We start from the raw sequence: 24,136 nt of genomic DNA, 5'->3' as shown, positions 1-24,136 counted from the left end.
AGGGACTTCACGGACGAGGGTGGGTAGGGGCTGTCAGCCGAGCAATCGTTTGAGCGCGGTGTGGATCCAGGCCGTCGCCTCCCCTGCGGCAGGGCTGATGTGGTCCATTCCGTAGAAGCCGTGGACCAGGCCGTCGAACCGCCGGTGTTCGACGCGTACGCCGGAACGCCGCAGCGCTTCGGCGTACGCATCTCCCTCGTCGCGCAGCGGGTCGTACTCCGCGGTGGCCACGACGGCTGGCGCGAGCCCGGTCAGGTCCTTCCCGCGCAGGGGTGCGACCCGCGGGTCGCCGCCGAATGCGGCGGAGGCGGGATCGGAGCGGCTGACGCCGAGGTACTGCTCGAAGAACCAGTGCAGTTCCGTGGTGGTGAGCAAGTAGCCTTCGCCGTTCTCGGTCCGCGACGGGTACGCGCCGGCCATGTCCGTGCTGGGGTATACGAGCAGTTGGGCAGCCAGAGAGAGACCGCCGGCGTGGGCCTGCTGTGCGCACACGGCGGACAGCGTCGCTCCCGCGCTGTCGCCGCCGACCGCCAGCCGGGCAGGGTCGCCGCCGAACGCCTCCACGTGCCGTGCGACCCAGGTCAGGGCGGTGTACGCATCCTCGAGGGCGGCGGGGAAGGGATGTTCGGGCGCGAGCCGGTAGTCGACGCTCACCACGACGGCGTCGAGGTCGCGGCACAGGGTCCGGGCGTGCACATCGTGCGTGTCCAGGTCGCCCGCTATCCAGCCGCCGCCGTGCAGGTACACCACTGTCGGCGCGGGCGTTGTGGCCTGCGGCCGGTAGACGCGGGCGGGGACGGAACCGGCCAGCACAGTGGAGGCCGCCTCCGCGGCCTCGGGCTCTGTGGCCTGGTCGAGCTGGTCGATGGTCAGGGCCCGCAGCCGGGCTCTGGCCCGTGTCACAGGGGTCTCCCCCGGCTCGAGGGCGTCGCGTTGCTGGAGGCTTCGCAAGAACGCGGCGATGTCCGGGTCCAGAGGCACGTCACTGCTCCTTTCGGCCGCGGGCGCGCTCGTCCTCAGCGCACAGCCAGTGCGCGGCTGCCGCGAGCAGCGCCGTCACACCAGTGTGGATCGTGGGTTCGGGTACGGGAGCGAAGTACGGGGAGTGGTTGGCCGGGACCGTGTTGGGCAGGCCATCCATCAGCAAGGTGTCGGGGTCGATGTGCTCGAAGAGGGCCGGGTCGCCGCCGCCGAAGTGCCAGAAGACCGAGGGGACACCGAGGGCGGTGCCGAAGGTGCCGAAGTCCTCGCTGCCGGTGAGGGGTTCGGGCAGGGTGAACACCCGCTCCCCGCCCATGACTTCGGCGATCGCGGTCAGTACGGTGCCGGTGGCCGCGGTGTCGTTGACCGTGACGGGGAAGGCGTTGAGAGCGATGATCTCGGGCTCCTTGGGCGCGCCGGACGCGGCCGCCTCGGCGCGGACGATCCGTTCGACGGCCGCCAGGACCCGCTCCCGTACGGCGGGAGTCGTGGAGCGGATGTTGATCCGCAGGTCCGCTGTGTCGGGAATGATGTTCTCCTTGGTGCCCGCGTGCAGCGAGCCGACGGTCACCACGGCGGTCTGCGCCGCTCCCACCTCACGGGAGACGACCGTCTGCAGCCGCATGACGACTGCGGCGGCCATGACGATCGGATCGACGGTCGTCTCGGGCGTGGAGCCGTGTCCGCCGCGGCCGTGAAGGCGGACCCGCATGCTGTCTGAGGCGGCCATCACCGTGCCCGGGCGGGTGCCGACGAGCCCGATGGGGGCCGGGGACACGTGCTGGCCGAGGCAGACATCGGCGCGCGGGAAGCGGTCCAGGAAGCCGTCCTCGATCATGGCCGGTGCCCCGCCGACCTCCTCCGCCGGCTGGAACACTGCGACGACCGTGCCGCGCCATTCCCCACGGGCGGCCGCGAGTTGGGCGCTTGCGCCGAGCAGGCAGGTGACGTGCATGTCGTGGCCGCAGGCGTGCATGACGGGGACCTTGGTGCCCTCGCTGTCGACGCCCATCTCCTGCGAGGCGTACGGCAGTTGCGTGCGCTCCTTGACCGGGAGCCCGTCCATGTCGGCGCGGAGCAGGACCACCGGGCCCTCTCCATTGGCCAGGACCCCGACGACGCCGGTCCCGCCGACGCCCTCGGTGACCTCCCAGCCCTGCTTGTGCAGCCTTTCGGCGACGACTGCTGCCGTGCGGACCTCCTGGAAGGACAGCTCGGGGTGGGCGTGCAGGTCCTCGTAGAGGGCGAGCAGGCCGGGCAGCCGGTCCGGGAAGCCGGACAGCAGGCGCGCGGCGGAGGCGGCGGTCATGAGTGCTCCTTTGCGGGTGTGGGCAGGTCGGACGCGCCGGAGGCGGCCCGGAAGGAGGCGGCGTCCTGCGGGGTGAGAAGCGCCATCACAAGAGCGATGGCCGCACCGAGCACCAGGGACGCGAAGGCCACCTTGAACGAGAAGGCGTCGGCGAGCGCGCCGATGACGGGCGGGGCGACCATGCCGGCCACCTGGCCGCCGAAGATGATCGCTCCGCTGCCCACGCCGACGTCCTCGGCCGCAAGGCCGCTCAGCGGCACGGCGAGGATCGGCATGTAGCAGAGGGAGACGGCGGTGGTGGCGAGCGTGCCGAAGACGATGAAGCCGATGAGCGACGGCGAGAAGACCATGAACAGCAGCGTGACGGCGGCCACCGTCATGCTGGGCACGATCACCCTGCGGTGGTGGCCGCCCAGCCGGTCCGCGAGCCTGCCGCCGACGACGATCGCGCCGGTCGCGGCGAGGCCGGGAATCGCCACGAGGGCCCCGGTCGAGGCGAGCGAGACGCCGTACTCCTCGCTCACGTAGGACGGGATCCATGTGCTGAGACCCCACACGATCAGGCTGTAGCCGAACATCATGGTGCTGAAGCGCCAGATCACGCCCTTGCCCAGGACACCTCCGGCGCGTCGCCGGTCGACGCGGGGTTCCGGTTCCACCACCGGAAGCGGCGCGGGGAGCCACACCCGTATCGCCACCACGACGAAGACGCCGAGCGCCGCCGTCGAGAAGAACGCCGAGCGCCAGCCGAAAGCGGCGATCAGAGGCGCGACGAGGAGCGGGGTGAGGACCCCGGCGAGGGCGTTCGAGCTCATGATCACGCCATTGGCGCCCATCCGCTCGGCCGGTGTCGTCCGCTCCACGAGGACCTTCATCGAAGCGGGCGGGAAGACGCCTTCGGCCGCGCCGAACGCGAACCGCATCAGCAGCAGGACGCCGAACGACCAGGCGAAGCCGGTCAGCGCGGTGAACACGGACCAGGACAGCAGGGCCCAGAGCATGACCCGCTGGGCGCCGTGCCGGTCGGCGAGCAGGCCGCCGGGTATCTGGCACAGGGCGTAGGCGAGGAAGAACGCCGAGACGATCAGGCCCTGTTCCCCGCGGCCCACGTCGAACTCGTCGCCGATGGAGGGCAGGGCCAGGTTGATGACGAGCCGGTCGGCGTAGTCGACCAGCCAGGCGGTGAACAGCAGCACGATCGTGATCCGGACGGTTCTGCGGACGGGCTGCGGGGGCGGAGCAGACACGCGGTACTCCTTCGACTCCGGGTGGCCGAAGCCGGGGCTGGGAATCGGCCGGAAGTGCCCCTACGATCCGGTCTGTGACAGGAATCCCTGGAAAATTGCAGGAAAACATCTCGGGACGAGCCCCGTTCCCTGATTCCCGCGCCGCGGACGAGCGTGCCCCCTTCTCCGAGTTGGACCTGGCCCTCGTCGACGCGCTCCAGGCCGCTCCCCGGGCGCCGTGGTCCCGGATCGGCCGGGCCCTCGGCGTGGACGCGACCACGGCGGCCCGCCGCTGGGAACGGCTGCGCACGGGCGGGCTGGCCTGGGTCAGCGCGTACGACTCCGCGAAAGCGTCGACCGTCGCCTACGTCGAGGTCAGGTGCCGGCCCCGGGCCGTGGAATCCGCCGGCGTCGCCCTGGCCGACATGCCCTGGGTCTTCAGCGTCGACGAGACGGCCGGCGACTTCGATCTACTGGCGTCGGTCGTCGCGGCCGACCTGCCCTCCCTCGGCCGCTCGGTGCACGGCCTGATCGGCGGCCTGAAAGGCGTACGGTCCACCCGCACGCACCTCGGCATCACCCTGTACAGCGAAGGCGGCGACTGGCGCATGCGGGCCATGGGACCGTCCGGCGACGCGGAACTCTCCGCCCCGCGCACCTCGCACCCGACTCCGTACAGCGCCCACATGCACCACCGGCCGCCGCCCGAGGACCAGGCCCTGCTCGAAGCCCTCGGCCGTGACGGACGCCTCGGCTACACCGACCTGGGCGCCGCGACCGGCATGAGCGAACACACCGCCCGCCGCCGGCTCCAGCGGATGATCCGGGACCGGGACATCACCTTCCGCTGCGACCTGGCCCACCCCCTCGCCGGGCTGTCGACCGTCGTGCTCTACCGCACCGCGGTCCCCCACACCCACCTCGAGGCCACGGGCAACGCGCTGGCCCGAAGGGAAGAGGTGCGCCTGGCCGTGTCCGTCAGCGGCTCCGACAACCTCCTCGTCATGGTCTGGCTGCGCGGCCTGCACGCCATCGATCCCTTCGAGGCGCACCTCACGGAACGCTTCCCGCACCTGAAGGTCAGCGACCGCACCGTTTTCCTCCACACCCGCAAACGCATGGGCCGACTCCTCGACACCACGGGCCGTGCCGTCGGGCACGTCCCCTTCTCCCTGCCGCAGGTCTGACCCCGGCACCCGACACGCCTCGTACTCTCCCCGGCCTGATGAATATGTTCGGATGAACATAGGTGGGGTGTCGATGGAGACGACCCCGACGACCGGGAGGACCAGAGCGGGGATGAGCGATTCCCGCGGCCCCGCGCGCTGCTGCATGCCGACCCGGGCCCCCTGCTCGATGGGACGCGATGAATTCCCAGCTGTATTGGCGTGTTGAAGCGGATCGAGCAGGGCTGGGGTCGTGCCTGGGTGGCGTACGTACTGGGTGCTGCGGGACCGGAGCGTGGAGGCGGAACGGCTGCCCGTTCCGTGAAGCTGCATTGTGCGGTCAGGGGGCAAGTAGACCTGGTGCGGCCGATGTCACGCCGGTCGAGGCATCAGCGGCTATCGCCGCGGCGACTGCTTCACCGCGCCAAACGAGCATGGGTATACCGGACATGTAGTAGTGGGTGCCACTGGTGAGGTGACCCAGGGCAAGAAGCGAATGCTGGGGCCTGCCGTTCCGGTCGACGAGTCGTCCGGTGTCCGGCTGCACGCGCAAGCCGCCGTCCGGGTGCCGCTGTCCACACCCGTTATGGATCAGTGAGTCCATCAGCTCATGTGCGCCCGTAGGCGTGGCTGAATGGCCCGTCGGTGCCGCGGTCGCGGCGGCGATCACGACGTCGGCTTCCACCGTGTGGTGCTGCGCCACGACCAGGAATCCTTGCTGCGTGGCCTTGACGCCCTCAAGGCCACGCACCACCTCCAACTGACCGCTGTCGGCCATTTCGACGAGCGTGGTGGCTGTTGCGGCGGGCATGGGAGAAGTGAAACTGTTCCACAGCCGGTGGTAGCGGCGGAAGAACTGCTGCCGGTCCCTGCGGGGCAGGGTCGGCCACCATAGGTGCACGGTGGTGATCAGGGCCCAGGTGGTGACCTGTAGCCAGTCGACGTCCCGTACATGTTCTCGGTCGGCGAGCTGTCGGCGTACACGGCTCAACCCCCAGTCCGCCAGGGACATTTCGGCGGCGATCTGCTCCGGCGTGGCCCCGGCGAGAAGCGCTTCCGCCCGGGTCAGAGCGGCCAAGGTCGACAACCGCAGGGGGGACGCCGAGCGATCGAGCCGCTCCTGGACGCTTTCCGGGGTCATCACTGTCGGCCGCCCCACCTGCAAGGGGCGGCGCACGGCGGCCAGGATGCCGTCCCGGGAAAGCAATGTGATCCGCCCCTGATGTCCCTGGGCCCGTAGTCCCAGGATGGTGTCGACGGCGGTGAGCCCGCACCCGACGACGGCCACGGAGGCCGACGGATCAACGGTGGCAAGGGCAGATGCCACGGGATAGGGCCGGCTGATGTAGGACGGGTGACCGGCCAGTCCGTAGGGGTCGTAACCGGACGGGCCTCCGACGCACAGCACCGCGTAGTCGCACGGGACGGTCGCTCCGCCCTCCAGGCCGACCAGCGCCTTGTCACCGTCGGGCGCGACACTCACGGCACGTCGGCGCAGCCACGTAACACGCCAGTCTGCGGCCATCAGGCCGTCCAGGGTCTGGGAAAGGCTTTCCTCCAGGTAGCGGCCGTAGATGTGCCGCGGTGGGAAGACTTCCTGCGTCCATGACTGGTGAGCACCACCCCCGTTGTGGTGACGGGCGAGCCACCGGCGTGCATGCTCCGGATCGTTCGGGTCCAGCGTCATCATGGTGTGTGGGGCGTTCACCACGATCTCATCACGGTCCGTCCGGTACGCCCTGCCGCGCCACAGCTGGTCCGAGGGCTCCACGATCACGAGGTCGACGTCTCGTGAGCCGAATGTGCGGGCGAGGGCCATGACGAGACATGCCGCGGCCGTGCCCCCGCCCACAATGCAGATACGCATGCGCAGCTCCTAGCCTTGCGGGGGCGTCGTATTGGCGGACGGGTGCCTGCGAGCCAGTGCGAAGCGGTAGGTGATGCTGCCGACGAACCCCTCGTCGTGTGCCCTGCGCCGCGCTTCGTCCTTCAGCGAGCGGGCGAGGTCCTTGCCTATCGTCCCGCTGTCGAGCATCGTGTCCACGCCTCGGTCGATGATGCTGTACGCGTAGGCCGAGTCCGCAGCCGTGTAGTTGTGGGAACCTGCCTGCACGAGCTGGAAGCCGGCCGCCTCCAGCAGGCGCGGGAGGGATCGCAGGTTGTGCGTGTTCACGACGTACTGTGCACGCCAGGCGGCCACGCAAGCGCTCAGCGGATCGTGCGGGCCCAGCGAGAAGTCCGCCGATGCGTAGTCGCCGTCCAGTACGACGATCTGCCCTCCCTGGCGGCACACCCTGTGGGCCTCTTTGAGCACCGAGCCGATGTCCGGTGTGTGGCTGAGCAGCGTGTACATGAGGACCGTCGGGAATGACTCGGCGGTGAACGGCAGCCGATGCGCGTCGGCTGCCAGGAGCCTGAGGTTGCCCGCTGTTGCGTTCGACTGGGCGGCCATCCTCAACAGGTCGACGCTGTGGTCGACCCCGACGAGCGTGGCGGTGGGCGCCCGGTCGCAGAGGGCGGTGAGAAGTCCCCCGGAACCGCAGCCGATCTCCAGCAGCGGTCCGGCGGTGACGTCGACGGCCGCGAGGAAACGCTGCAGCATCCGGTTCTGATCCGGGTCCTGACTGCGGGAGTGCAGCACTGATGCGATCTGCTGCGTGGTCTCGCTGTCACCCGTGGCCAGCGAGGAGAACACGTCGTTCATCGACAGCCACTTCCCGTGGTCGGTGCGGGCGTGACGCGGAACAGGGCCCTGTCGTCCTCCAGCCTGCTGAGTGCCTCAAGGGACTTCCGGACCACGGACTCCTGGGGATGGACGAAGTAGACAATCCCAGTCCTGCCCTTGGTCAGCATGCTCTTCCGGACCGTGCGCCCGACGCGCGGGAGTCCCTGAACGCTGTGGAAACCCGGGAGTTGACGTACGGACGGCAGACCTGGCAACGCCGTCAGGACTCCGGAATCCCAACAGCGCACGAATGCCTTGCCCATCACCTGCGGTGGAGCGTAGGTGCGGGAGAAGTGGGCCTTGAACGACGCGGGGTCGTCGAGGCTCTCTGCCAGTAGGTGCTGCTGGCTGCTGCCGAACGCGGCGAAGTACGGATCGGGGTGGAGCACGGGCCCCAGGATGCGCGCATTGACCTCGATGAGGCGCGGACCGTCACAGGTGAGGCGCACGTCCGCATTGGCCGCGCCGTCGCGAATGCCCAGAGCATCCAGGCAGTCGAGGGTGTAGGACACCACTTCCTGCTCGGCTGCCCCGAGGCTTGGGCAGCTGACGTTGTACCGGCGGACCGGAAGGCCGTCGAGCTCCTCAATGACATTTCGGGCCACCTCACACACCACGTGCCGACCGTCCAGGCTCACCGTTGTCACCACGTACTGCTCACCTTGCAGATACTCCTGGACGAAGACCTTGTCGTTCGGCAGGCCCACGAGGTTCGTCTGCTGGTGAATGTCCAGGAAGTGCGTCACCGCGTCTGCTTCCGACCAGCACACTCGGCAGCCGTCGCTGCCGGAGCTCTGGCTGGGCTTCACGACCACCGGAAGCCCAAGGCGCCGTAGTGCCCCGGTGAGTTCGTTCACCGTTCCCACCGTGGCCTGCCCCGCGCAGGGCACGCCGGCTCTCCGCAGAGCTTCGCCCATCAGTGCCTTGTCCCGCCGCGCGGCGGCCGTATCGTCCTCGTTGCGCGGCAGGTCCAGGGCCGCTGCAAGGTCATGGGCCAACGCGACGCCGAACTCGCTGGCGGGAACCACGTGCCGGACACCCCGTTTGCGTAGTTCGGCGACGGTGTCCGCCAAGTTTTCACTCGCGATCAGGACGGGCGCGCTCATGTCGCTCCGGGCTGTCCTGGCGAAGCGTTCCTCGTACAGGTGCACACAGTCCTGGCCGCGTTCCCTGAGTGCGGAGGAGAGGAAGACGCCGCTGGATAGGGGGTCGACCAAAGCGATCATGGTGGTCCTTCTGCTAACAGGGTCGTGGAGGCAATATTCGTCTCAGCACTGGCTGTCCAGGAGAGGTGTGTGGATGCGTCCTTGTCCGGGATATGGCCGACAACCGGAGACGTTGAAGACCCCAGGCTGCCGCCCGCACGCCACGGCACATCTGAAGAGCGCGGCGCGTGGCGCTCGACCCCACACAGTTCGCATAGGGCGCTGCCGTGGCTGAGGCAGGGGGCGGCGCTGTCATCGGTGGCCGAGTCGCCTGGCGGGGGAAACTCCTGGCGGCCCGACGCCGCGGTGGCTAGACGGGCTGAACCTGGTCTGTCACGTCCTCGCTCATCGCGGAATCGTCCGCCAACGCGGTCATGATGCAGCCGCGCAGCGAGATCGTCCCGTCGTCATTCTGGCGTACGCGCGGGCTCGTGAAGCGGGCCATCGCCGCGGCGCCTGACAGCAGCGTCTCGGTTACCTCCGGCATGACCGGTGCCTGCCGGGAGACAATCACGTCCCGGAGGGCACCTTCTGCTCCCGGCGCCGTGACGGTTCCGCTGAAACGCCCGACTTCCAGATGCTCTGCCACCCGGAAGAAGGCGACGAAGTCCCCCTCCAGGACGCGCAGGACGGGCCGGGCTTCCAACCACACGGCGTAACCGGGCGCGATGGTCACCTCCAGGGAGTCGGTGAACGCCTTCTCGCTGGTCCACGTCTCGGCGAAAGCAGCCGTGACCGACGCCGAGACCACGTTGAACAGCTCGGCCTCCACGCGCGAGTTGACCGGGAACGACGCCCAGGTCCCGACGGACTCGGACGCGGTGAGCTTCCTGGTGACCGGACTCGACGTCGGATTGCTCACGGCAGCGGAGATCGGCCTCTGCTCCCCGTAGACGTATCGCATCACCCGGTGCCGCCCAACGACTCCCCAAGCACCCGCACCCACGTCCGTAAGCGCCCACATCTCCGCAGGGATCTCAGAGGGATTCCGCACGGGCAGACCGCTGATACTCGACGGCTCGATTCCATGCTTGCGAAGCTCCGCGTCGATGGCCGAGTTGTCAGGCTGGCGCTCCAGTAGTGCCACACGATCTCCCTCAGTCAGCGGGCGAGCCCGCAGGCCAGGCCATTGCGACAGCCGGGCACCAGGCCCAACTGCCGCTCACAAACTGTCAGCTAGCGGAACCGCTGAGTAGTCACAATGTGGCCAAAGATCACGACCTGCCGACATCCGCCCTGCTCGCCGACCTCCGCCCTGCTCGCCGACCTCGGCTCGCGAAACCTCAGCCAATGCTGGACCCAGCTGATCAGCAGCAACGAGTACAAGGTCGAACCCACATGTGCAAGGTCAGCCGCTATGGGCATTCTCGTAGAGCTCCCCCAGGGAGAGACGGGGCGGGCGGAGACCGGTCGGAGTGGTCAGATCGACGGCCAGCGCACCGGCCGCACGCTCCCTGCTCGACGTACGCCGGGCACGAGCCAGCGCCGTGCTCCAGGACCGCTCGGGAACACAACGCGCCCTGGCATCAGCGGAGAAGGAACTGGAGCGCGCCACCCTCAAGGACACGCCCCCGGCGGTCTCCTGGATGTCGACGGCGGATGTCAACGCCGGCGCCGACCGACGGCTGGCACCGCGAGATCTCTGACGGCCTCGTCACCGCCCACCCCCTCAACAGTCACGCTGACGAGCCTGAACCACCTGCCACTGTCTGGCGCAGCTTCAAGAACGACCGCTCCTGCCTCTACGACCTCAGGACCCTTGACCCCGAAGCATGATCCGGAGGACAGGACCCAGCGGACCCGAGCAGCTGGTCGCCGACCTCACCGACGGACTCGGAGCAGATGTCGTCATCGAAGCGGTAGGGGTGCCCGAGAGCTTCGAAATGTGCACGCGCATGGTGCGGCCCGGAGGTCACGTGGCCAACGTCGGCGTGCACAGCAAGCCCGCGACACTGCACCTGCGGCCGAAACCGACGCGCTCAAGGTGGTCCTCGGCGGGCAGTCCCATACCGCCCTGGCCCGCACGGCGCCCTCTTCTCCCAAGGAGTGATCTCCCATGACCAGAGAGCAGCCGTCGAACGCCGAGTCGGCACCGGGCCGGAAACCCGCGGGGCGACATGGGCCGCTGTCGTCACCCGACTTGCGCAGCGGCGCGAGCAACTCGGCCTCACCCCTAAGCTGTTCACCAACGCGGTGCAGCATGCGGGCGGGGTGACCGGGTCCCAGATGGACGCCGGGCCGGGAACAGTGACACTGACGGAACAGCAGCTCTCCCATGCGTCTCGACATCGGCACACGTCCGGGACCCGGGTCCAGGACAGTGCAGCGTCTCGAAGCCGGGTGCCGGACAGATGGCCTTGCTGGTGAGCGCACGTACGGCGGGCCGGGCTCGGCCCGGAAAGTTCCGTCGGCGCCCGTGAATTGAATCAGTCCGACTTCTCGCCGTTCTCGGCCAGGATCCTGTTACGGACGCCGACGAGGGCTCCCGCCATGGCACCCGCGGGCCTGCCGAAGGTCGAGGCGGAGAACCGGGCGGGACCGGTCTTGGCGGTGAAGGAGTGCGCGTAGGCGAACTCCCGCAGTCCCTCCTCACCCTGCTTGCGCCCGTAACCACTGTCACCGCGACCGCCGAAAGGCACCGCGGGGTTCATGGAGAACACCAGTGCATCGTTGATGCTGGTCATTCCCACGCGGAGGCGACGGGCGATGGCTTCGCCACGATCGCGGCTGAAGACGGCGCTGCCCAGTCCGTACCGGCCGGAGTTGATGTGAGCGACGGCCTCATCGGCGTCGGCGACCTTGATGACCGCCAGCGTCGGCCCGAACGTCTCCTCCGTCGCCGCGAGGGCGTCGGGGGCCACTCCGATCAGGATGGTGGGCGCGACACAGCGGTCACCCACCGCGTCGAGGCCGCCGACGGTGGCTGTCGCGCCGCGCTCCAGAGCGTCCCTGATGTGTTCCCGGATGATCGAGGTCTGACTCGGCAGCGGAACCGGCCCGATCTCCGCCTCCTCGTCGCTGCCGACGCGTACCTGCCCGGCAAGCTCACTGATCCTCTCCACGAACTCGTCGTGCACCGACTCGACGACGTAGGCCACTTCGAGACTGATGCAACCGTGACCGGTGTTCTGCATGGCGCCCCACACGATGTGAGCGGCGGCTTCGTCCAGGTCGGCGTCCTCGGCGACGATGACGCCGTCCTTGCCGCCGAGTTCCAGCAGAACGGGGGTCAAGGTCTGCGCGCATTGGGCGGCCACCGTCCTGCCCGTGGCGACGCTGCCCGTGAACGCGAGCTTGTCGAGGCCGGCCTCGATGAGCGCCTGACCCGTGGCTCCGTATCCGTTCAGGTTCTGCAGGACGTCCGGCAACTGCGGAACGGCACGCTGCCAAGTTCGGATGAGCCAGTCAGCGACGCCGGGCGTGATCTGGCTGGGCTTGAGGACGACGGCGTTCCCGGCCGCGAGTGCATCGGCGAGGATGGCCGCGGGTGTCAGCAGAGGGAAATTCCACGGGCCGATGACGCCGACCACGCCGTAGGGCTGGTACTCGACCCACGCCCGCTGGTTGGGCGTGGTGGGGCTGGCCGGGGCCTCCCGGCGTCCCAGGACGCGCGCGGCGTTGTCAGCGGCGTACTGCAGGTGCTCGAGAGTCCCGAGCACCTCCACACGGGCGTCGTCGAGGGGCTTGCCGTTCTCGGCGTGAATGAGTGCGGCGCCCTCCTCACCGCTCAAAGCTATCTGCCGCCGCCACGCGCGCAGCCCCTCCGCACGGCCCTCGAAGCCGAGGTCCCACCATGCGCCGGCGACCGAGCGTGCGGCGGCGACGGCCACGACCGCCTCTTCCTCGCCGGCCACGGGGTATCGCGCGAACTCGGCGCCGGTGGCCTGGTCGATGGTGACGATCTCGGTCGCGTCGTGTCCGATGACGCCGTCACGTGTGATCGTCGGAATGTTGTCGGCCATAGGTCTTCCCCTGCTTTCTTGCGGCCGCCCGCGTGAGCCGCACCCATGGGCAAGGGCAGGCGGCGGACGTGGTCTTCGGCACGAGTGGCCGCTGGACTGCGGTCGGTGCGGGCCGACGTGAAGGACTGCGCGGACGAGATCATTTGAGAACGTGTGCCATGCCGAAGGTTTGGCAGATGGGCACGGGTAGCCGCATATCCGGAAGCGCCCTCGGCGGGCGGCCGTGGCGCGACCGTCAGAAGGCGCCCCACGGCCCGGTCGGGGGCAGCACTGAGGAGGCGCCCGCTGCTACGCCTGCGGGCCGCGGTATCGAGCCGCGGGGATGGGCTGGTTGCCGCCGGTGAGCAGAGCGGACTCCGCGGCCAGCAGGGCGTCAAGGGCTGCGTCCTGGTCCTCCAGACCAGGTGTGCACACGGCCTCCCCCAGGCGCAGGCCGGCAAGGCTGGCCGAGGCGACGTCCTGCGGCGTCATCGCCCAGGGGATGTCGCGGCCGGCGCCTTCGTTCCACTGCGTGGCCACGACGCCGGGCAGCAGCAGCTGTGTACGGATGGGCGTGTCGGCGAGCTCACCTGCGAGGGTCCGGGTGAAGGCGACGGTGGCGGCCTTCGCCGCCGTGTAGAGAGTGCGTCGGGGGGCGCGGGGATCGTTGAGGCCCCCGCTGAAGGCCAGCAGCGAAGCCACCGTGATGATCGCGCCTTCTCCGGCGGCGAGCATTCCGGGAAGCGCGGCACGGACCAGCTGAACGGGGGCCACTGCGTTGAGGGTGAGCAGGCGGTCGATGTCTGCGGGGTCGACGTCGACGAGCGGGGCATATCCGCCGGCGCCGGCATTGCTGACCAGCAGGCGCACGTCCCCCGCGCCGAGGCGGCCGGCGACGGCGGCGATGCCCTCGTGCATGCCGAGATCGGCGGGCAGCACCTCCACGGCTGCACCCCGGGCGCGGAGCTGCCCGGCGAGGTCACCGAGCCGGTCCGCGCGGCGCGCCACCAGGACGAGGTCGTGGTCGTCCGCCAGGAGACGGGCGTATTCGGCGCCGATGCCGGAGGAAGCGCCAGTGATGAGAGCGATAGAACGAGGCATGCCACGAGCATGCCTCAAGCGCTAGAACAGTGTCAAACGTTTGATGCTTATGAAGTGTCGTACCCTTGTCAGGTGATACGTGATGACGAGGAGCCTGTCGGGCTCGGCGCGCTCGACCGGGTGACCTGGGCCTTGCGCCGTGCGGAACTGGCGGTGCAGACACTCAAGGAACAGCGGCTGCGCCCGCTGGGCATGGCCGCCGCGCACTACACCTTGCTGATGTCGGTGCACAGCGAACCAGGGCTGGCCGGCGCCGAGTTGGCACGCCGCCTCAACGTGACCCCCCAGGCCGTCGCCTCGCTGGTGGCGCGCCTGGAAGGCCGTGGGCAGCTGGAGAGGCGCGAGCATCCGCGACACCGTCACGTACAGGAGCTGCACCTCACCGACGTCGGACGAGAAGCGCTGCGCGCCGCCGACCAGGTGATCGCCGACATAGAGCGCCACATCACCGAGGGGCTGGGACCGGACCAGAGCGCGCAGCTGCGGACGCTGCTCGACCAGGTGAGCGAGACGGTACGCAACGCCTGAGCCCGTCGGCCGGTCAAGCGTCGGGGGCCTTGGCGCGGCGCACGCTGCCCTCTCCCCCGCTCTCGGCGCATCGCATGCCGCCGCCAGAGGGATTCCGTCCGACCGCCCGGCCGGTCCGTGCACGACGGCACGAACCCTGAACGGGGTGCCCTGCCACCTCAAAAAAAGGGGTTGTTGCGGATCCGAGCCCCCCACCACCGCAAGCAAGGGAGGCCGGGCTTCTTTGCCCACCCCTTCCGCCTGGGACACTCCCTCGTCTCTGCCCACTGCGTCGCGACGTCACCGGTACACCACCATCGGGAGACGTACGTCGGCCGGCCACGGTCATCCGGACGATGCTGCCGGTGCAGTCGGGGCCGGCTCACGGCACGAGGACGATCTTCCCCGTCGTATGCCCGGTCATGATCTGCCGATGCGCCGCGGCGGCTTCGCGCAGCGGATATCGCTCCACCCAGGCGGAGCTGATCAACGACGCCAGCCAGTCCGGGGCAGCTGCGGCCAGCGCCTCCAGCGCCGCCCGCAGCGTCTCGCCGACGACCTCCATCCGGTTCAGCGTGCGCACCGCAGCCAGCACATGAGTGGAATCGGTCCGCTGCCGGCCACCGGCCCTCAGCAGCCCGGCCTCCGAGAGCCGGGCCAGCATCGCCTCCAGCACCCGCTCTTCCAACCCGTGCATGATCAGACGACAGCGGAAATCCCCCAGGACGGTGAAGTCGAAGCCTGCAACACCGACACCAGCGCCAGAGCCCCTGGCGAGATCGCGGGCCGGCCGCGATCAGCAAAGGCCCCGGCGAAATCCTCGTCCGTGAACACCGGACCGAGCACTTCCCTGATCCGGATGGCCAAAGTCCCCTTGGGAAACGAAGCCCGCACCACCCGAGCCGTCAGCTCAGGCACTCCCTCATCCGACCGCGACTCCAACGACATCCCGCTCTCCCCATCCCGCCAACGAGCATGGCCATCAGCAAGACGAACGACACAGCACCGCCCGAATCACGACTTTCCCAACGGAGTCATGAATGAGGGGGCTTCTCGCTATACCGGTTGGGCTTCGCGACGGACCAGCCCGGCCCGTAGGACGTTGAGTGCCCCAACGTGGTCGGCGTGCGCCTGGAGGCCGCAACTGACGCAGTGGAAACGCACCCTCCCGCTCGCGAAAGATGCCTCTACTGCCACATCGTTTTGATGGGCGCGAGTACTATTTGCGTACTTCCTTTCACGGCTAAATCTATCATCCAAGGGCCTTTCCCCTTGTTATTCGGCAAACCGACTAGATATCCATTGACGTCACCGTCGTTGTCCAAGCACTCGTAAATCACATCCCTACCGAGGACCGTAGACCTAGTACCGCCCGCGGCAACGCATCCGTACAATCGGCGCGAGGAGTTCGGCTCCTGCACTTCCAACGCCCATGGGTGCGTCCACGTGCCATGAGCACGCCGGTCCGGCGCCTTGAGCGGTGAGCTGATATTTACTCGCCAGACCTTCGTCGACCAAGGAGTTCCTGGGCAAAGGAGATATGTAGTCTTCACCTCGGTCACGACCTCTGGCGCAAAGCAAGGGTCGTCTACCCTGTCTCCGCTAAAGCAGCGCCATGCAGCTGTGGTTTCGCTCTGAAAGCTGCTAAACGGGCACTCCCCCTCTGCCTCACCCTCTACTTTCAGCCCATTAACCGGTCGCCCTGTCAAATCAAACAGGCGAAAATTACGAAGGTCTGTACCTGATACAATCGATGGCTTTTCATCTTCAAATAGGCTGGCACTCCATGATGTGAAACTGTCGGAGAGGCTAGCCGCCAACGCCCCAGCTACTGCCAGGAAGAACGCAACAGAAAACGTCCCTGCGTGCCGGCGTATTGCCGACTGCTGAGGCTGCTGGGGCTCCTCGGCTTGATGCGCCTGTTGCGGCGTTGGGTCAGGTCCTAGGCTGCTCATCTATCCAGCATGCTTCTCCCGTCTACAACCAGATAGAGAGCCGACACAAAAAGGCATGGGCACAGTGGCCCGCAGGCTTGGTCGCCACAGGGCCGCTACCCCTACTCTTCACAGGCTTCTTCATGCACCATCGCGTCCCGCGCAAATGTAACCCAGTGATCTCCCAGCACTTCGGGAAGTTACGACGGTTCGTCGCTGCAGCTCGGATGTAAGTCAGATCTCCGCCGCGGCGGATGCCAAGGACGGTCGCGCGGGCTCAGACGTCGATCGGGCGCCAGGTGGGCCCGTTGTCGTCCTGGCGGGTGTGGCCGAAGACCATGTCGGCGAAGTGGATCTCGTAGGCAGTATGGCCGGGGTGTGGCCTGTCATGAGCCCGACCCTCACACCGGGGGAGATCTCCTGGCCGTCTGTCACGGTGCGGACCTTGGCAGCTATCGCGTCGATCTCTGCCTTGCCCGCGCCGTGCGCTTCCATGTGGTCACGCGCAGCCCACTCCGGTTCCGTGAGCAGGTATTTGGCCCGCAGGAAGGCAGGCAGACCGCTGCCGGGGAGGGGGGTGGGAGAGCCAGCCGACGTGGTCGCCGTGCAGGTGGGTGATGGCCACCGCCTCGATGTCCTGGGGACGGCGGCCGACGCGGGCCAGGTTGTCGAGCAGCTCTCCCCCGTGGAGAGCCCCGATGGGGCTGCCGGGCTCGGCTTCAAGTGTCTGGGGTCCGAACCCTGCATCGATCAGCAGCGCGCGCTCGCCGTGCTCGATCAGCAGGGCGCCGATGGACTGTCGGGTTCTGTGACGGAGATTTTCAGACCACTGTGGTCGCAGTCGGCAGCTGTCCGTTGTTCCGTGCGCCGATACATCCGGGCGATGGCTGCGCACTGGAGCGCCATGGCCAATGCCATGGCCAGGCAGATGCCCGGCAGGCCCAAACCCGACAGGCTGTACGCGAGCGCGAGTTGGAGTGCCACGCCACACATGGTGATCCATGCGAGGGCCGGGCTGCCACCGCTGCCCTCGAACACGCCGCCCAGCGCAATGAAGCACGCAAGAAGCGTCAAGTACGGCCCTAGGCAGCGCAGATAAAGTGCCCCTGCCTCGGCCACCTCTCCCTCGCCGCCGAAGGCTCGCATGATCCACGGCGCGGCAGCGAGCAGTACCAGCGCGGCCGTGAGCCCGAGTGCGCCGGCAAGGACCAGCACCTGTCGCCCAACGGCCCGCCGCTCGTCGCGTCCGGCGCCGAGCAGGTGGGCGGTACGAATGGAGGCAGCCTGGCGTATCGCGTAGAAGGCCATGGTCGCGACGTACATCGCCTTCGTCGCGATTCCGTACGCGGCGACCTCGCTGACGCCGATCCGGGCGACGATGGCGACGAGTGCGAGCGCCCCCGCCATCCGTACGACGAAGTCGGCCGACATAGGGAGCCCGGTCGCAGCCGTCTTGCGCGCATCGGCGGTGAGTGAACCGGCCCTCTGCGGGGCCGCCTGGGTGGCCTGTCGCAGTACGCCATTGCGGTGCAGCGCCACGAAACCGCAAATGAGCGCGACCGTCCGGCCCAGCACTGTGGCGATCGCCGCTCCACGCACTCCGAGGTCGAATCCCAAGATGAACAAGGGATCCAGTCCGAGGATCAGTCCGTTCGCGAGGATCGCGAGCTTCATCGGGGTGCGGGTGTCGCCCGCACCCTTGAGGATGCCGTCGACGACGTTGGTGGCGAAGAACACCGCGATTCCTGGCAATGCGATCGAGAAATAGCCAGTGGCGAGCGGCAACGAGTCACCGCCGCTACCGCCGAGTACGAGGTGGGCGAGCGGTTCGCGGCACAGGTATCCACCGATGGCGACCAAGGGTGTGACGAGCGCCCACAGGACCCATCCGCCGCGCACGGCGGAGCGCATCGCTGCCGAATCCTCCGCTCCTCTGGCTCGCGCGACGAGCACAGTCGTACCCGAGCCGGCGACGAGGATGACGCCAAGTAGCAGGTTCTCGACATTCGTGGCGACAGCCACTGCGGCGACAGCGCCCCCGCCGAGCCGCGCCACCCAGACCATGTTGATAATCCCGGCAGTAACCCCGGCGAGAAGCTCGAAGTAGACCGGATACGCGAGTGACACCAGCCTGCACCGGTGTTCTGCTGCCCCCATGCTGAACCCCTCTTTTCGCTGTACCTCGAATCGAGGTACAGCGAAAAGAGATAGCATGACCGGACTGGACGGGCAAACGCGCTGACAGGCGCAGGAAGGAGCTCGGAGCATGCTGGAGCTGTCGATTCTGGGTTTCCTCTTCGAGGAGTCCCTGCACGGATACGAGGTGAAAGCCCGCATCCAGAGCCTCAGCGGCCACATCCGCCCGGTGAGCGACGGAGCGCTCTATCCGGCCATCTCCCGGCTCGTGAAAGCGGGTCTGATTGAGCAGCACACCGAGCCTGGAAGCGGTGCCGCACCCCGCCGGATCCTGTCCCTCACCGAGGCGGGCCGCTCCGAACTACTGGCTCGATTGAGGCACCCCAAGGAAGCCGAAATCACCGATGGGCAGCGCTTCTTCACTCTGCTCGCCTTCCTGCACCATCTCCCGACCCGCGCCGAGCAGGCCGCGGTCCTGCGTCGTCGACAGACCTTCCTCAACATCCCGGCGAGCTTCTTCTACCGCGATGGCGAGCCCGTGCGAGCCGAGGAAGCGCCCAGCCTCTTCCAGCAGGGCATGCTGCGCATCGCTCGCGCCACCGGCACTGAAGAAAAGAAGTGGCTGGCCGAGGCCATCGGCAGCCTGGAAGGTTGAACACTGGCCGATGGAGGCGCTACCCCGCCGACAGTCCGTTGTCACCCCGCGCCACCATGGGATGGGATGTCCCCATCTTCAGCCGGGCATTCGTCCAGTTCCTCTCGGGCCCGGAAGCCGGGTGACCTCCTAAGCCTCCGCGCCCTCCAGCGCGAACCTCCCGGAGGCATCGCCGCCGAGCCGGACGATCATGGACTCGGACGCTCCCGAGGCGGTCTGACCACGAAGATCCACCTCGTGACCGAGCAGGGGCAGAAGCCGCTGTCGCTGCTGATCACAGCTGGCCACCGGCACGACAGCCCGCAGTTCCAGCCCGTCCTGGAGCGCATCCGGGTCCCCCGCACAGGGCCGGGACGGCCACGGACCACGCCCGACAAGGTCCGAGCCGACAAAGCCTACGGCTCCCGTGCGAACCGCTCCTACCTGCGCAGACGCAGGATCGAATGCACCATCCCGGGGAAGGCCGATCAGGTCCGCAACCGCAAGAAGCTCGGCTTCCGAGGTGGCCGACCACCGACCTTCGACGAGTGACCAGCACTTTCGCGCCGGACCCTAGTGCACGGCTCCGGCCGCGCGTACGTCGGCGAGCGCCTGCCGTGCCAGCGGGCCGAAGCCCTCACTGTTGTCGGTGCCGATCCACTGGTCGTAGGCGATCTCCCAGGCGAGCGCGCCCAGTTGCGCGGCCACGCGCGCGGTCAGGCTCGGGACTCCGCGGCGGTTGAGGGCCTCGATCATCGAGGCGGTGAGCTCGATCCTTTTCAGGGCTTCACGCTCGCGCAGTTCCGTATTGGCGTTCAGCACGGCCTGGCGCCGACCGCTGAACTCACGGCGGTCGGCGGTGAAGAACGTCCGGCCGAGCGCATCGAGGGCCTCCGCCACCGCGTCGAGCGGCCCGGACTCCCGCGGCGCCAAGGCGATCCCTTCCACGAGCAGACCGGCCACCGTGCCCCCACCGAAGAGCACCTCGCGCTTGTCCGGGAAGTGCCGGAAGAACGTGCTCTTGGTGAGCCCGGCGTGCTCCGCGATCTCAATCACAGTCGTGTTCTCGTAGCCCTGTTCCTCGAAGAGGTCGAGGGCAGCGGCGGCGAGTCGTCCTGGTGCGTCGGGTTGCCAGCGAGCCATGGGAACAGTGTACGGGACTTGGTCCCATCACTGGTGTACGGTCGATAAGACCAAGTCCCATCACTGACCAGGAGACGTCACCGATGAGTAGAGCTGTCCGTTACACGCGATTTGGCGGTCCCGAAGTGCTCAAACTGCAGGAGATACCCGAGCCGCATGCCGCACCGGACGAGGTTCGCGTCCGGGTCACGGCCGCCGGGCTGAATCCGATGGATTGGCAGATCACCACCCAGCCCGACATGGCGGCGCGGTTCGGCCTCACGCTGCCGGCCGGGTTCGGCAGCGACTTCGCCGGAGTGGTGGACGAGGTGGGTGCCGAAGCCACCGGATTCGCGACCGGCGACCGGGTGTTCGGGGCGGCGATTGGCCAGTCCGTCGCCGATTTCGTGCTGGTCAAGACCCCCGCTGCAGGGCTGTGGCCCACCCCGGATGGCATCGGCGACGAGGTGGCGGCCACGCTTCCGGTGTCCGGCCTGACGGCCTCCGCCGCGCTCGCCGCGATCGGACTCCGCGCCGGGGACACCGTTTTGATCGGTGGAGCGGCGGGTGGCGTGGGCATCTTTGCCGTGCAGCTGGCGAAGCTTGCGGGTGCCCGAGTGATCGGCACCGCATCCGAGGGCACGTTCGGATTCCTGCGCGGCCTCGGCGCCGAACCCGCGGCGTACGGCCCTGGCCTGGCGGACCGGGTGCGGGCCTTGGCGCCCGAGGGGATCACCGCCGCAACCGACCTGTTCGGAAGGGAGGCGGCCGAGACCGCCCTCAAGCTCGGCGTGGCACCCGAGCGGATCTCCGTCGTGGCCGACGGCCCCGCTCCGCCGCCCGGTGTGCGCAAGGCGGGCGCCCTCGATGCAGGTCCGGGCGCCATGGAACGGATCGCCGAGTCGATCCATGCCGGCGAGATCACGGTTCCGATCGCGGCAACCTTCCCGGTCGAGCAGATCCGCGAAGCCGTGACGACGCAGGCCGAAAGGCACGTTCACGGCAAAATCGTGATCGCCCTGTGAACCGGCACCAGGTGGACTCGGCGACCAGGATCCACTTTCGCAACAAGCCCTCTAGAACTCAAGGCACAGACGACAGCGCCTGGCCGTCAGAGCCATCCGCCTCAGTTGCTGATGAGCACCGGGCGCAGAGTACGCGCGTAGGCGCCGCTGACCCATCCCCCTCGCCCCTCCAGCCGGTACCAGGTACGGGTGTTGCCGATTCTCTGGCCCGCCTGGCTGCCAGTGACAGCGATGACAGCGCAGGGCGGCAGGGTCCCCAGTACACGGCTGCGGGTAGTGGGGTGCTCCCGAATGCGCAGGTGCACGCGCGCGGTCTGCACCCATCCGGTGTTGGCATCCGCATCGACCTCAACTCGCGGGCAACCGGTCGGCGGGCGGCCTGCAGCGCCCCCCGCAACGGCAGGCCCGGCGGAAACTCCGCCCAGGATCATGAGTGAGGCAACCAGCAGAGAGAGGAACAGACGTGATCTCGGCACGCGGCGAATCCTTCGCATGAGACAAAACAGTGCCTCACCCTTGCTGAACCGTTTCTGTAGAGCCAGCTGCGTCACCCTCCAGAGTGGGCTCCTCCCCCCGAACCGCTGAACAGCACGCCCTGTGGCTGACGCCGCTCCGGGGCTGCACGCCAGCCCCACTCGACCGTAGATCGTGGACGATGAGTCGTGGGCGTTGATCGAGCCGTTGTTGCCTTCGTGGCTGTCCTTCGACTCGGCCCTTTCATTCCGGCTGGGGACGCTGACGGTGCATGACGCCAGCACAGCCCCGCCGCGGGCCCTGCCCCTGGACGCCAGCAAGTTGGGCGGGCTCGGATGGCAGCTGATTCACGAGCTGTCGGACGACGTGCAGATCCACATCCATGCGACGGGAATGACGGTCACGGCGGTCGTGCCGTGTTCCACCGGCGTCATGCCCGGCACATCTATCCACCGCTGACCCCACTCCCCCCTTGACCAAAGCCATAGGGCCCCCGTTGACCTGGTCCAGGGGGATCCCCAGACCCACCGGATCGGCTCGCCCTGAACAACTTCTGCGGATTCGGCAGGCAGAACACCACGTTCGCGTCGCAGCACGACCGGGCCTGATGTCCTGCGGGAGCAACAGCTCCCATCGTGTCAACTGGCTTTTCGCCACCCCGCCCCGCGGCGCCTTCGCCCGACTCACGTCACCCTGCTGTGCAGCACAGAGTGGACGGCCGCTTCTGTATCCGCGGACCAGTCCTCATCAGCGGTCGTGCGGCACAGTTCCTCGACTGCCCCGTTCTCGTCGCTAGCACCGAACGTCCAGCGCGGTTCACGGACGAAGGGATCGTTCACGGCACTTCCTACGCCTTGCACCCGCAGACAGGATTCAGCTTCCGCCGTGGTCCGATAGCAGGTGCGCGCCCACTGGCAGGCACAGCCCCTCTACTCCCGTGCGGGCACAGGCGGGTGACAGCCTCGCCCGCTATTGCGACGGCCGGCGCGGCTCGGAGTTCACCGGCGGCACACTCGCCAACAAGTAGCACGGCCGGTAGCTTCTCGCGCCAGACCTCGCCTGAACGGCTCTCCCCTGGTACACATCGCGCCGGGGCGTCTCAATGTCCGGTGTGAAACAGTCGGTGATCCTCGACAGATGGCACGAGCGCATGCAACCTGGCCCGGTCGAGAGCCCCCTGGACATACATGCTCGCCACGGAGAGTGCGAGGCTGCCGCCGACGTGGCTCGCCGCGTGCCGTATTCCCAGGAGTGTGTAGAGGCTTCCGTTGTCGCACCATGTGACCCCGGTAAGGTCGAGCAGTGGATGCCGTCGGCCTGCCTCGAACTCGCAGACGATGGTGTCACTGAGTTTGCCGACGTTGAAGACGTCCAGCTCACCGGTGAGTACGAGCGTGAGAAACGGGGGGTTGCCGGACAGGGCTTCTCGAATGGCTAGCCGATCCATGGCCTCACCTCGCGACCAGACGAGCCAGACAGGGGCGCCAATCGAGTTGTGTCCTGATGAGCCTGTAGCCCTTGGGACACCCCTCCAGCGAAATCCTGGCCAGCGATTAGCTGTAATGCGCAATCAACGGACAGATCGTCCAACTTCGCACGCCATGCCGACCACTGGCGCGGCCCGGAGTTCACTGGCGGCACACGCTCAACGCCAAAGTCACCCGCTCCGCAGGCCCTCGCGATCGACCCCGCCCGACGCGGTGACGATGCTCTCTCATCGGGCTACGGTCAACAACACAATCGTTGTGGGTGCCAGCCAGCGTTCACAGTCGGCGCCAGCGTGCGGAGGCAAAAGAGAAGACGCCGAAAAGGATCAGGCCGATGGCGACAGCGACCAGCAGCCACGGCCCCATCGGGGTGTCGGTGAAGCTGCGGAGCGTGCCGTCCACACCCTTGGCTTCGTCGGCATCGAATCGGATGGCCGCTATCAGGACGAAGCCCCCGGCCGCGGCGAACACCATTCCGCGTGCCACGCCACCGCTGACGCCGAGGCCGGTGACGATTTGTTGCGTGCGGGGGCTCATGGCGGCGGTGTCCAGCTGGCGCAGGAACTTGCGCATGGCTGCCCGGATCGCGAGCACCGAGCCGATCCCGATCAGGAAGCATCCTCCGGCGGCCACGAGGATCTGCCCGTAGGGCAGTTTCAGTACGGATGCCGTCCAGTCCTTGGACTGCGTGTTGCCGCTGGATCCCTGGCCGCCGCCGGCGGCATAGGTGGCGGTGGCCCAGCAGATGAATCCGTAGAACAGTGCCCGGCCGCCATCAAGCAGGCGGGAGGGAGTCTTGCGGTCGGGGCCGCGGGTCAGCACCGCACGGGAGGCACGCCACAGGGCCATGCAGCCAAATCCCGCGACCAGCACCCACAGCATGATCTTCCCGAAGGGCTGTTCCGCGATCTGCGCCAGCGCACCCTGCCGGTCGGCTGACTTCCCACCGCTGCCGAGCGCCATCTGGATGGCCAAGGCGCCGATGAGGACGTAGACGACTCCCCGCGCGCAAAAGCCCGCCCGACCCGCCGTGGACAGCGTCTGGTTCTCCGCCGAGCGCCGGGTCGCGGCACCGCCGGTCCGCCTTTGACCGGATACTTGGGATGACGTCACGATGTCTCTCCTTGCAGCATTGGCCGACGGTGAGTGTCTGGGCCCGCCGA

The 24,136-nt window shown here is 68.1% G+C and carries 23 protein-coding genes and 2 pseudogenes; 8 read left to right on the top strand and 17 right to left on the bottom strand.

What is annotated here, in order from left to right; all coding sequences use genetic code 11:
• Positions 1-33: 33 nt before the first annotated feature.
• From OG302_RS41520 to OG302_RS41510, 3 genes are read right to left on the bottom strand one after another with little or no spacing between them, the layout of a single operon-like run.
• A complete protein-coding gene (locus OG302_RS41520; protein ID WP_371749925.1) occupies positions 34-981 on the bottom strand; it encodes an alpha/beta hydrolase in 948 nt (315 codons plus the stop codon).
• Between the two features lies 1 nt (position 982).
• Positions 983-2,290, bottom strand: coding sequence for an amidohydrolase (locus OG302_RS41515; protein WP_371749924.1), 1,308 nt, complete (start codon positions 2,288-2,290; stop codon positions 983-985).
• Positions 2,287-3,537, bottom strand: coding sequence for an MFS transporter (locus OG302_RS41510; protein WP_371749923.1), 1,251 nt, complete (start codon positions 3,535-3,537; stop codon positions 2,287-2,289). Before OG302_RS41510 ends, OG302_RS41515 begins: the two co-directional genes overlap by 4 nt.
• Positions 3,538-3,632: 95 nt before the next feature.
• On the opposite strand from OG302_RS41510, the gene OG302_RS41505 reads away from it, so the two are divergent.
• Positions 3,633-4,703 (top strand): Lrp/AsnC family transcriptional regulator, encoded by a 1,071-nt coding sequence (locus tag OG302_RS41505; protein WP_371749922.1) that lies wholly within the window; start codon positions 3,633-3,635, stop codon positions 4,701-4,703.
• Positions 4,704-5,022: 319 nt separating this feature from the next.
• On the opposite strand, the gene OG302_RS41500 is transcribed toward OG302_RS41505, so the two are convergent.
• The 4 genes from OG302_RS41500 to OG302_RS41485 all read right to left on the bottom strand — a co-directional run bounded on the left by OG302_RS41500 (position 5,023) and on the right by OG302_RS41485 (position 9,474).
• On the bottom strand, positions 5,023-6,549 hold the full coding sequence (locus tag OG302_RS41500) for an FAD/NAD(P)-binding protein (RefSeq protein WP_371749921.1): 1,527 nt from the start codon (positions 6,547-6,549) through the stop codon (positions 5,023-5,025).
• A 9-nt stretch (positions 6,550-6,558) separates the two neighbouring features.
• Positions 6,559-7,386 carry a methyltransferase domain-containing protein gene (locus tag OG302_RS41495; protein WP_371749920.1) on the bottom strand — a complete coding sequence of 276 codons (828 nt, stop codon included), beginning with the start codon at positions 7,384-7,386 and terminating at the stop codon, positions 6,559-6,561.
• Entirely contained in the window at positions 7,383-8,633 is a 1,251-nt protein-coding gene (locus OG302_RS41490) for an ATP-grasp domain-containing protein (protein WP_371749919.1), read from the bottom strand. The genes OG302_RS41495 and OG302_RS41490 overlap by 4 nt, the downstream gene beginning before the upstream one ends.
• Positions 8,634-8,922: 289 nt before the next feature.
• Positions 8,923-9,474: a hypothetical protein gene (locus OG302_RS41485; RefSeq protein ID WP_371749918.1), complete on the bottom strand. Its 552-nt coding sequence runs from the start codon at positions 9,472-9,474 to the stop codon at positions 8,923-8,925.
• Between the two features lie 553 nt (positions 9,475-10,027).
• Between OG302_RS41485 and OG302_RS41480 the strand changes: the two genes are divergently transcribed.
• Positions 10,028-10,258, top strand: a complete 231-nt coding sequence (locus OG302_RS41480; RefSeq protein ID WP_371749917.1) for a hypothetical protein — start codon at positions 10,028-10,030, stop codon at positions 10,256-10,258.
• Between the two features lie 153 nt (positions 10,259-10,411).
• A pseudogene (locus OG302_RS41475) lies at positions 10,412-10,573 on the top strand (zinc-binding dehydrogenase); the annotation flags it as partial.
• A 465-nt stretch (positions 10,574-11,038) separates the two neighbouring features.
• On the opposite strand, the gene OG302_RS41470 reads toward OG302_RS41475, so the two are convergent.
• The gene (locus OG302_RS41470) at positions 11,039-12,574 is read right to left on the bottom strand and encodes an aldehyde dehydrogenase family protein (RefSeq protein WP_371749916.1); all 1,536 of its coding nucleotides are present in this window, start codon (positions 12,572-12,574) and stop codon (positions 11,039-11,041) included.
• A 288-nt stretch (positions 12,575-12,862) separates the two neighbouring features.
• On the bottom strand, positions 12,863-13,654 hold the full coding sequence (locus OG302_RS41465; RefSeq protein WP_371749915.1) for an SDR family NAD(P)-dependent oxidoreductase: 792 nt from the start codon (positions 13,652-13,654) through the stop codon (positions 12,863-12,865).
• 72 nt (positions 13,655-13,726) lie between these two features.
• On the opposite strand from OG302_RS41465, the gene OG302_RS41460 reads away from it, so the two are divergent.
• Complete coding sequence (locus tag OG302_RS41460) at positions 13,727-14,182, top strand: MarR family winged helix-turn-helix transcriptional regulator (RefSeq protein ID WP_371749914.1); 456 nt, start codon at positions 13,727-13,729, stop codon at positions 14,180-14,182.
• 361 nt (positions 14,183-14,543) lie between these two features.
• Here OG302_RS41460 and OG302_RS41455 read toward each other — a convergent pair whose 3' ends face one another.
• The 4 genes from OG302_RS41455 to OG302_RS41440 form a co-directional block, all read right to left on the bottom strand.
• A complete protein-coding gene (locus tag OG302_RS41455) occupies positions 14,544-14,858 on the bottom strand; it encodes a zinc-binding dehydrogenase (protein ID WP_371749913.1) in 315 nt (104 codons plus the stop codon).
• Between the two features lie 2 nt (positions 14,859-14,860).
• Positions 14,861-15,079, bottom strand: a complete 219-nt coding sequence (locus OG302_RS41450; RefSeq protein WP_371749912.1) for a hypothetical protein — start codon at positions 15,077-15,079, stop codon at positions 14,861-14,863.
• Between the two features lie 1,515 nt (positions 15,080-16,594).
• Entirely contained in the window at positions 16,595-16,990 is a 396-nt protein-coding gene (locus tag OG302_RS41445) for an MBL fold metallo-hydrolase (protein ID WP_371749911.1), read from the bottom strand.
• Positions 16,873-18,252 (bottom strand): MATE family efflux transporter, encoded by a 1,380-nt coding sequence (locus OG302_RS41440; protein WP_371749910.1) that lies wholly within the window; start codon positions 18,250-18,252, stop codon positions 16,873-16,875. The genes OG302_RS41445 and OG302_RS41440 overlap by 118 nt, the downstream gene beginning before the upstream one ends.
• Before the next feature lie 109 nt (positions 18,253-18,361).
• Here OG302_RS41440 and OG302_RS41435 point away from each other — a divergent pair, with 109 nt between their 5' ends.
• Positions 18,362-18,886 carry a PadR family transcriptional regulator gene (locus tag OG302_RS41435; protein ID WP_371749909.1) on the top strand — a complete coding sequence of 175 codons (525 nt, stop codon included), beginning with the start codon at positions 18,362-18,364 and terminating at the stop codon, positions 18,884-18,886.
• A gap of 195 nt (positions 18,887-19,081) precedes the next feature.
• Positions 19,082-19,411 (top strand): annotated as a pseudogene (locus OG302_RS41430) (transposase); the annotation flags it as partial.
• A gap of 27 nt (positions 19,412-19,438) precedes the next feature.
• Here the strand turns inward: OG302_RS41430 and OG302_RS41425 are convergent.
• Positions 19,439-20,008: a TetR/AcrR family transcriptional regulator gene (locus OG302_RS41425; protein WP_371749908.1), complete on the bottom strand. Its 570-nt coding sequence runs from the start codon at positions 20,006-20,008 to the stop codon at positions 19,439-19,441.
• An 83-nt stretch (positions 20,009-20,091) separates the two neighbouring features.
• Between OG302_RS41425 and OG302_RS41420 the strand changes: the two genes are divergently transcribed.
• Positions 20,092-21,012: an NADP-dependent oxidoreductase gene (locus OG302_RS41420; protein WP_371749907.1), complete on the top strand. Its 921-nt coding sequence runs from the start codon at positions 20,092-20,094 to the stop codon at positions 21,010-21,012.
• Between the two features lie 101 nt (positions 21,013-21,113).
• Here OG302_RS41420 and OG302_RS41415 read toward each other — a convergent pair whose 3' ends face one another.
• On the bottom strand, positions 21,114-21,443 hold the full coding sequence (locus tag OG302_RS41415) for an SH3 domain-containing protein (protein ID WP_371750389.1): 330 nt from the start codon (positions 21,441-21,443) through the stop codon (positions 21,114-21,116).
• 217 nt (positions 21,444-21,660) lie between these two features.
• Here OG302_RS41415 and OG302_RS41410 point away from each other — a divergent pair, with 217 nt between their 5' ends.
• Positions 21,661-21,945: an ATP-binding protein gene (locus tag OG302_RS41410; protein WP_371749906.1), complete on the top strand. Its 285-nt coding sequence runs from the start codon at positions 21,661-21,663 to the stop codon at positions 21,943-21,945.
• Between the two features lie 640 nt (positions 21,946-22,585).
• Here the strand turns inward: OG302_RS41410 and OG302_RS41405 are convergent.
• Both OG302_RS41405 and OG302_RS41400 read right to left on the bottom strand, forming a co-directional pair.
• Positions 22,586-22,933 (bottom strand): STAS domain-containing protein, encoded by a 348-nt coding sequence (locus OG302_RS41405; protein WP_371749905.1) that lies wholly within the window; start codon positions 22,931-22,933, stop codon positions 22,586-22,588.
• A 316-nt stretch (positions 22,934-23,249) separates the two neighbouring features.
• Entirely contained in the window at positions 23,250-24,086 is an 837-nt protein-coding gene (locus tag OG302_RS41400; protein ID WP_371750388.1) for a DUF1206 domain-containing protein, read from the bottom strand.
• Positions 24,087-24,136: the final 50 nt, after the last annotated feature.

The organism is Streptomyces sp. NBC_01283, assembly GCF_041435335.1.
Lineage (GTDB): Bacteria > Actinomycetota > Actinomycetes > Streptomycetales > Streptomycetaceae > Streptomyces.
The sequence above is the reverse complement of the archived record's forward strand: the minus strand, read 5'-3'. Positions and strand labels throughout refer to the sequence as shown.

What these genes read in the sequence shown, in the direction of transcription:
- OG302_RS41435 (WP_371749909.1), top strand. Translation starts at nt 18,362, where the DNA reads ATGCTGGAGCTGTCGATTCTGGGTTTCCTCTTCGAGGAGTCCCTGCAC.
- OG302_RS41455 (WP_371749913.1), bottom strand. Translation starts at nt 14,858, where the DNA reads ATGCACGGGTTGGAAGAGCGGGTGCTGGAGGCGATGCTGGCCCGGCTC.
- OG302_RS41420 (WP_371749907.1), top strand. Translation starts at nt 20,092, where the DNA reads ATGAGTAGAGCTGTCCGTTACACGCGATTTGGCGGTCCCGAAGTGCTC.
- OG302_RS41415 (WP_371750389.1), bottom strand. Translation starts at nt 21,443, where the DNA reads ATGATCCTGGGCGGAGTTTCCGCCGGGCCTGCCGTTGCGGGGGGCGCT.
- OG302_RS41515 (WP_371749924.1), bottom strand. Translation starts at nt 2,290, where the DNA reads ATGACCGCCGCCTCCGCCGCGCGCCTGCTGTCCGGCTTCCCGGACCGG.
- OG302_RS41470 (WP_371749916.1), bottom strand. Translation starts at nt 12,574, where the DNA reads ATGGCCGACAACATTCCGACGATCACACGTGACGGCGTCATCGGACAC.
- OG302_RS41425 (WP_371749908.1), bottom strand. Translation starts at nt 20,008, where the DNA reads ATGGCTCGCTGGCAACCCGACGCACCAGGACGACTCGCCGCCGCTGCC.
- OG302_RS41495 (WP_371749920.1), bottom strand. Translation starts at nt 7,386, where the DNA reads ATGAACGACGTGTTCTCCTCGCTGGCCACGGGTGACAGCGAGACCACG.
- OG302_RS41490 (WP_371749919.1), bottom strand. Translation starts at nt 8,633, where the DNA reads ATGATCGCTTTGGTCGACCCCCTATCCAGCGGCGTCTTCCTCTCCTCC.
- OG302_RS41405 (WP_371749905.1), bottom strand. Translation starts at nt 22,933, where the DNA reads ATGGATCGGCTAGCCATTCGAGAAGCCCTGTCCGGCAACCCCCCGTTT.
- OG302_RS41465 (WP_371749915.1), bottom strand. Translation starts at nt 13,654, where the DNA reads ATGCCTCGTTCTATCGCTCTCATCACTGGCGCTTCCTCCGGCATCGGC.
- OG302_RS41500 (WP_371749921.1), bottom strand. Translation starts at nt 6,549, where the DNA reads ATGCGTATCTGCATTGTGGGCGGGGGCACGGCCGCGGCATGTCTCGTC.
- OG302_RS41440 (WP_371749910.1), bottom strand. Translation starts at nt 18,252, where the DNA reads ATGGGGGCAGCAGAACACCGGTGCAGGCTGGTGTCACTCGCGTATCCG.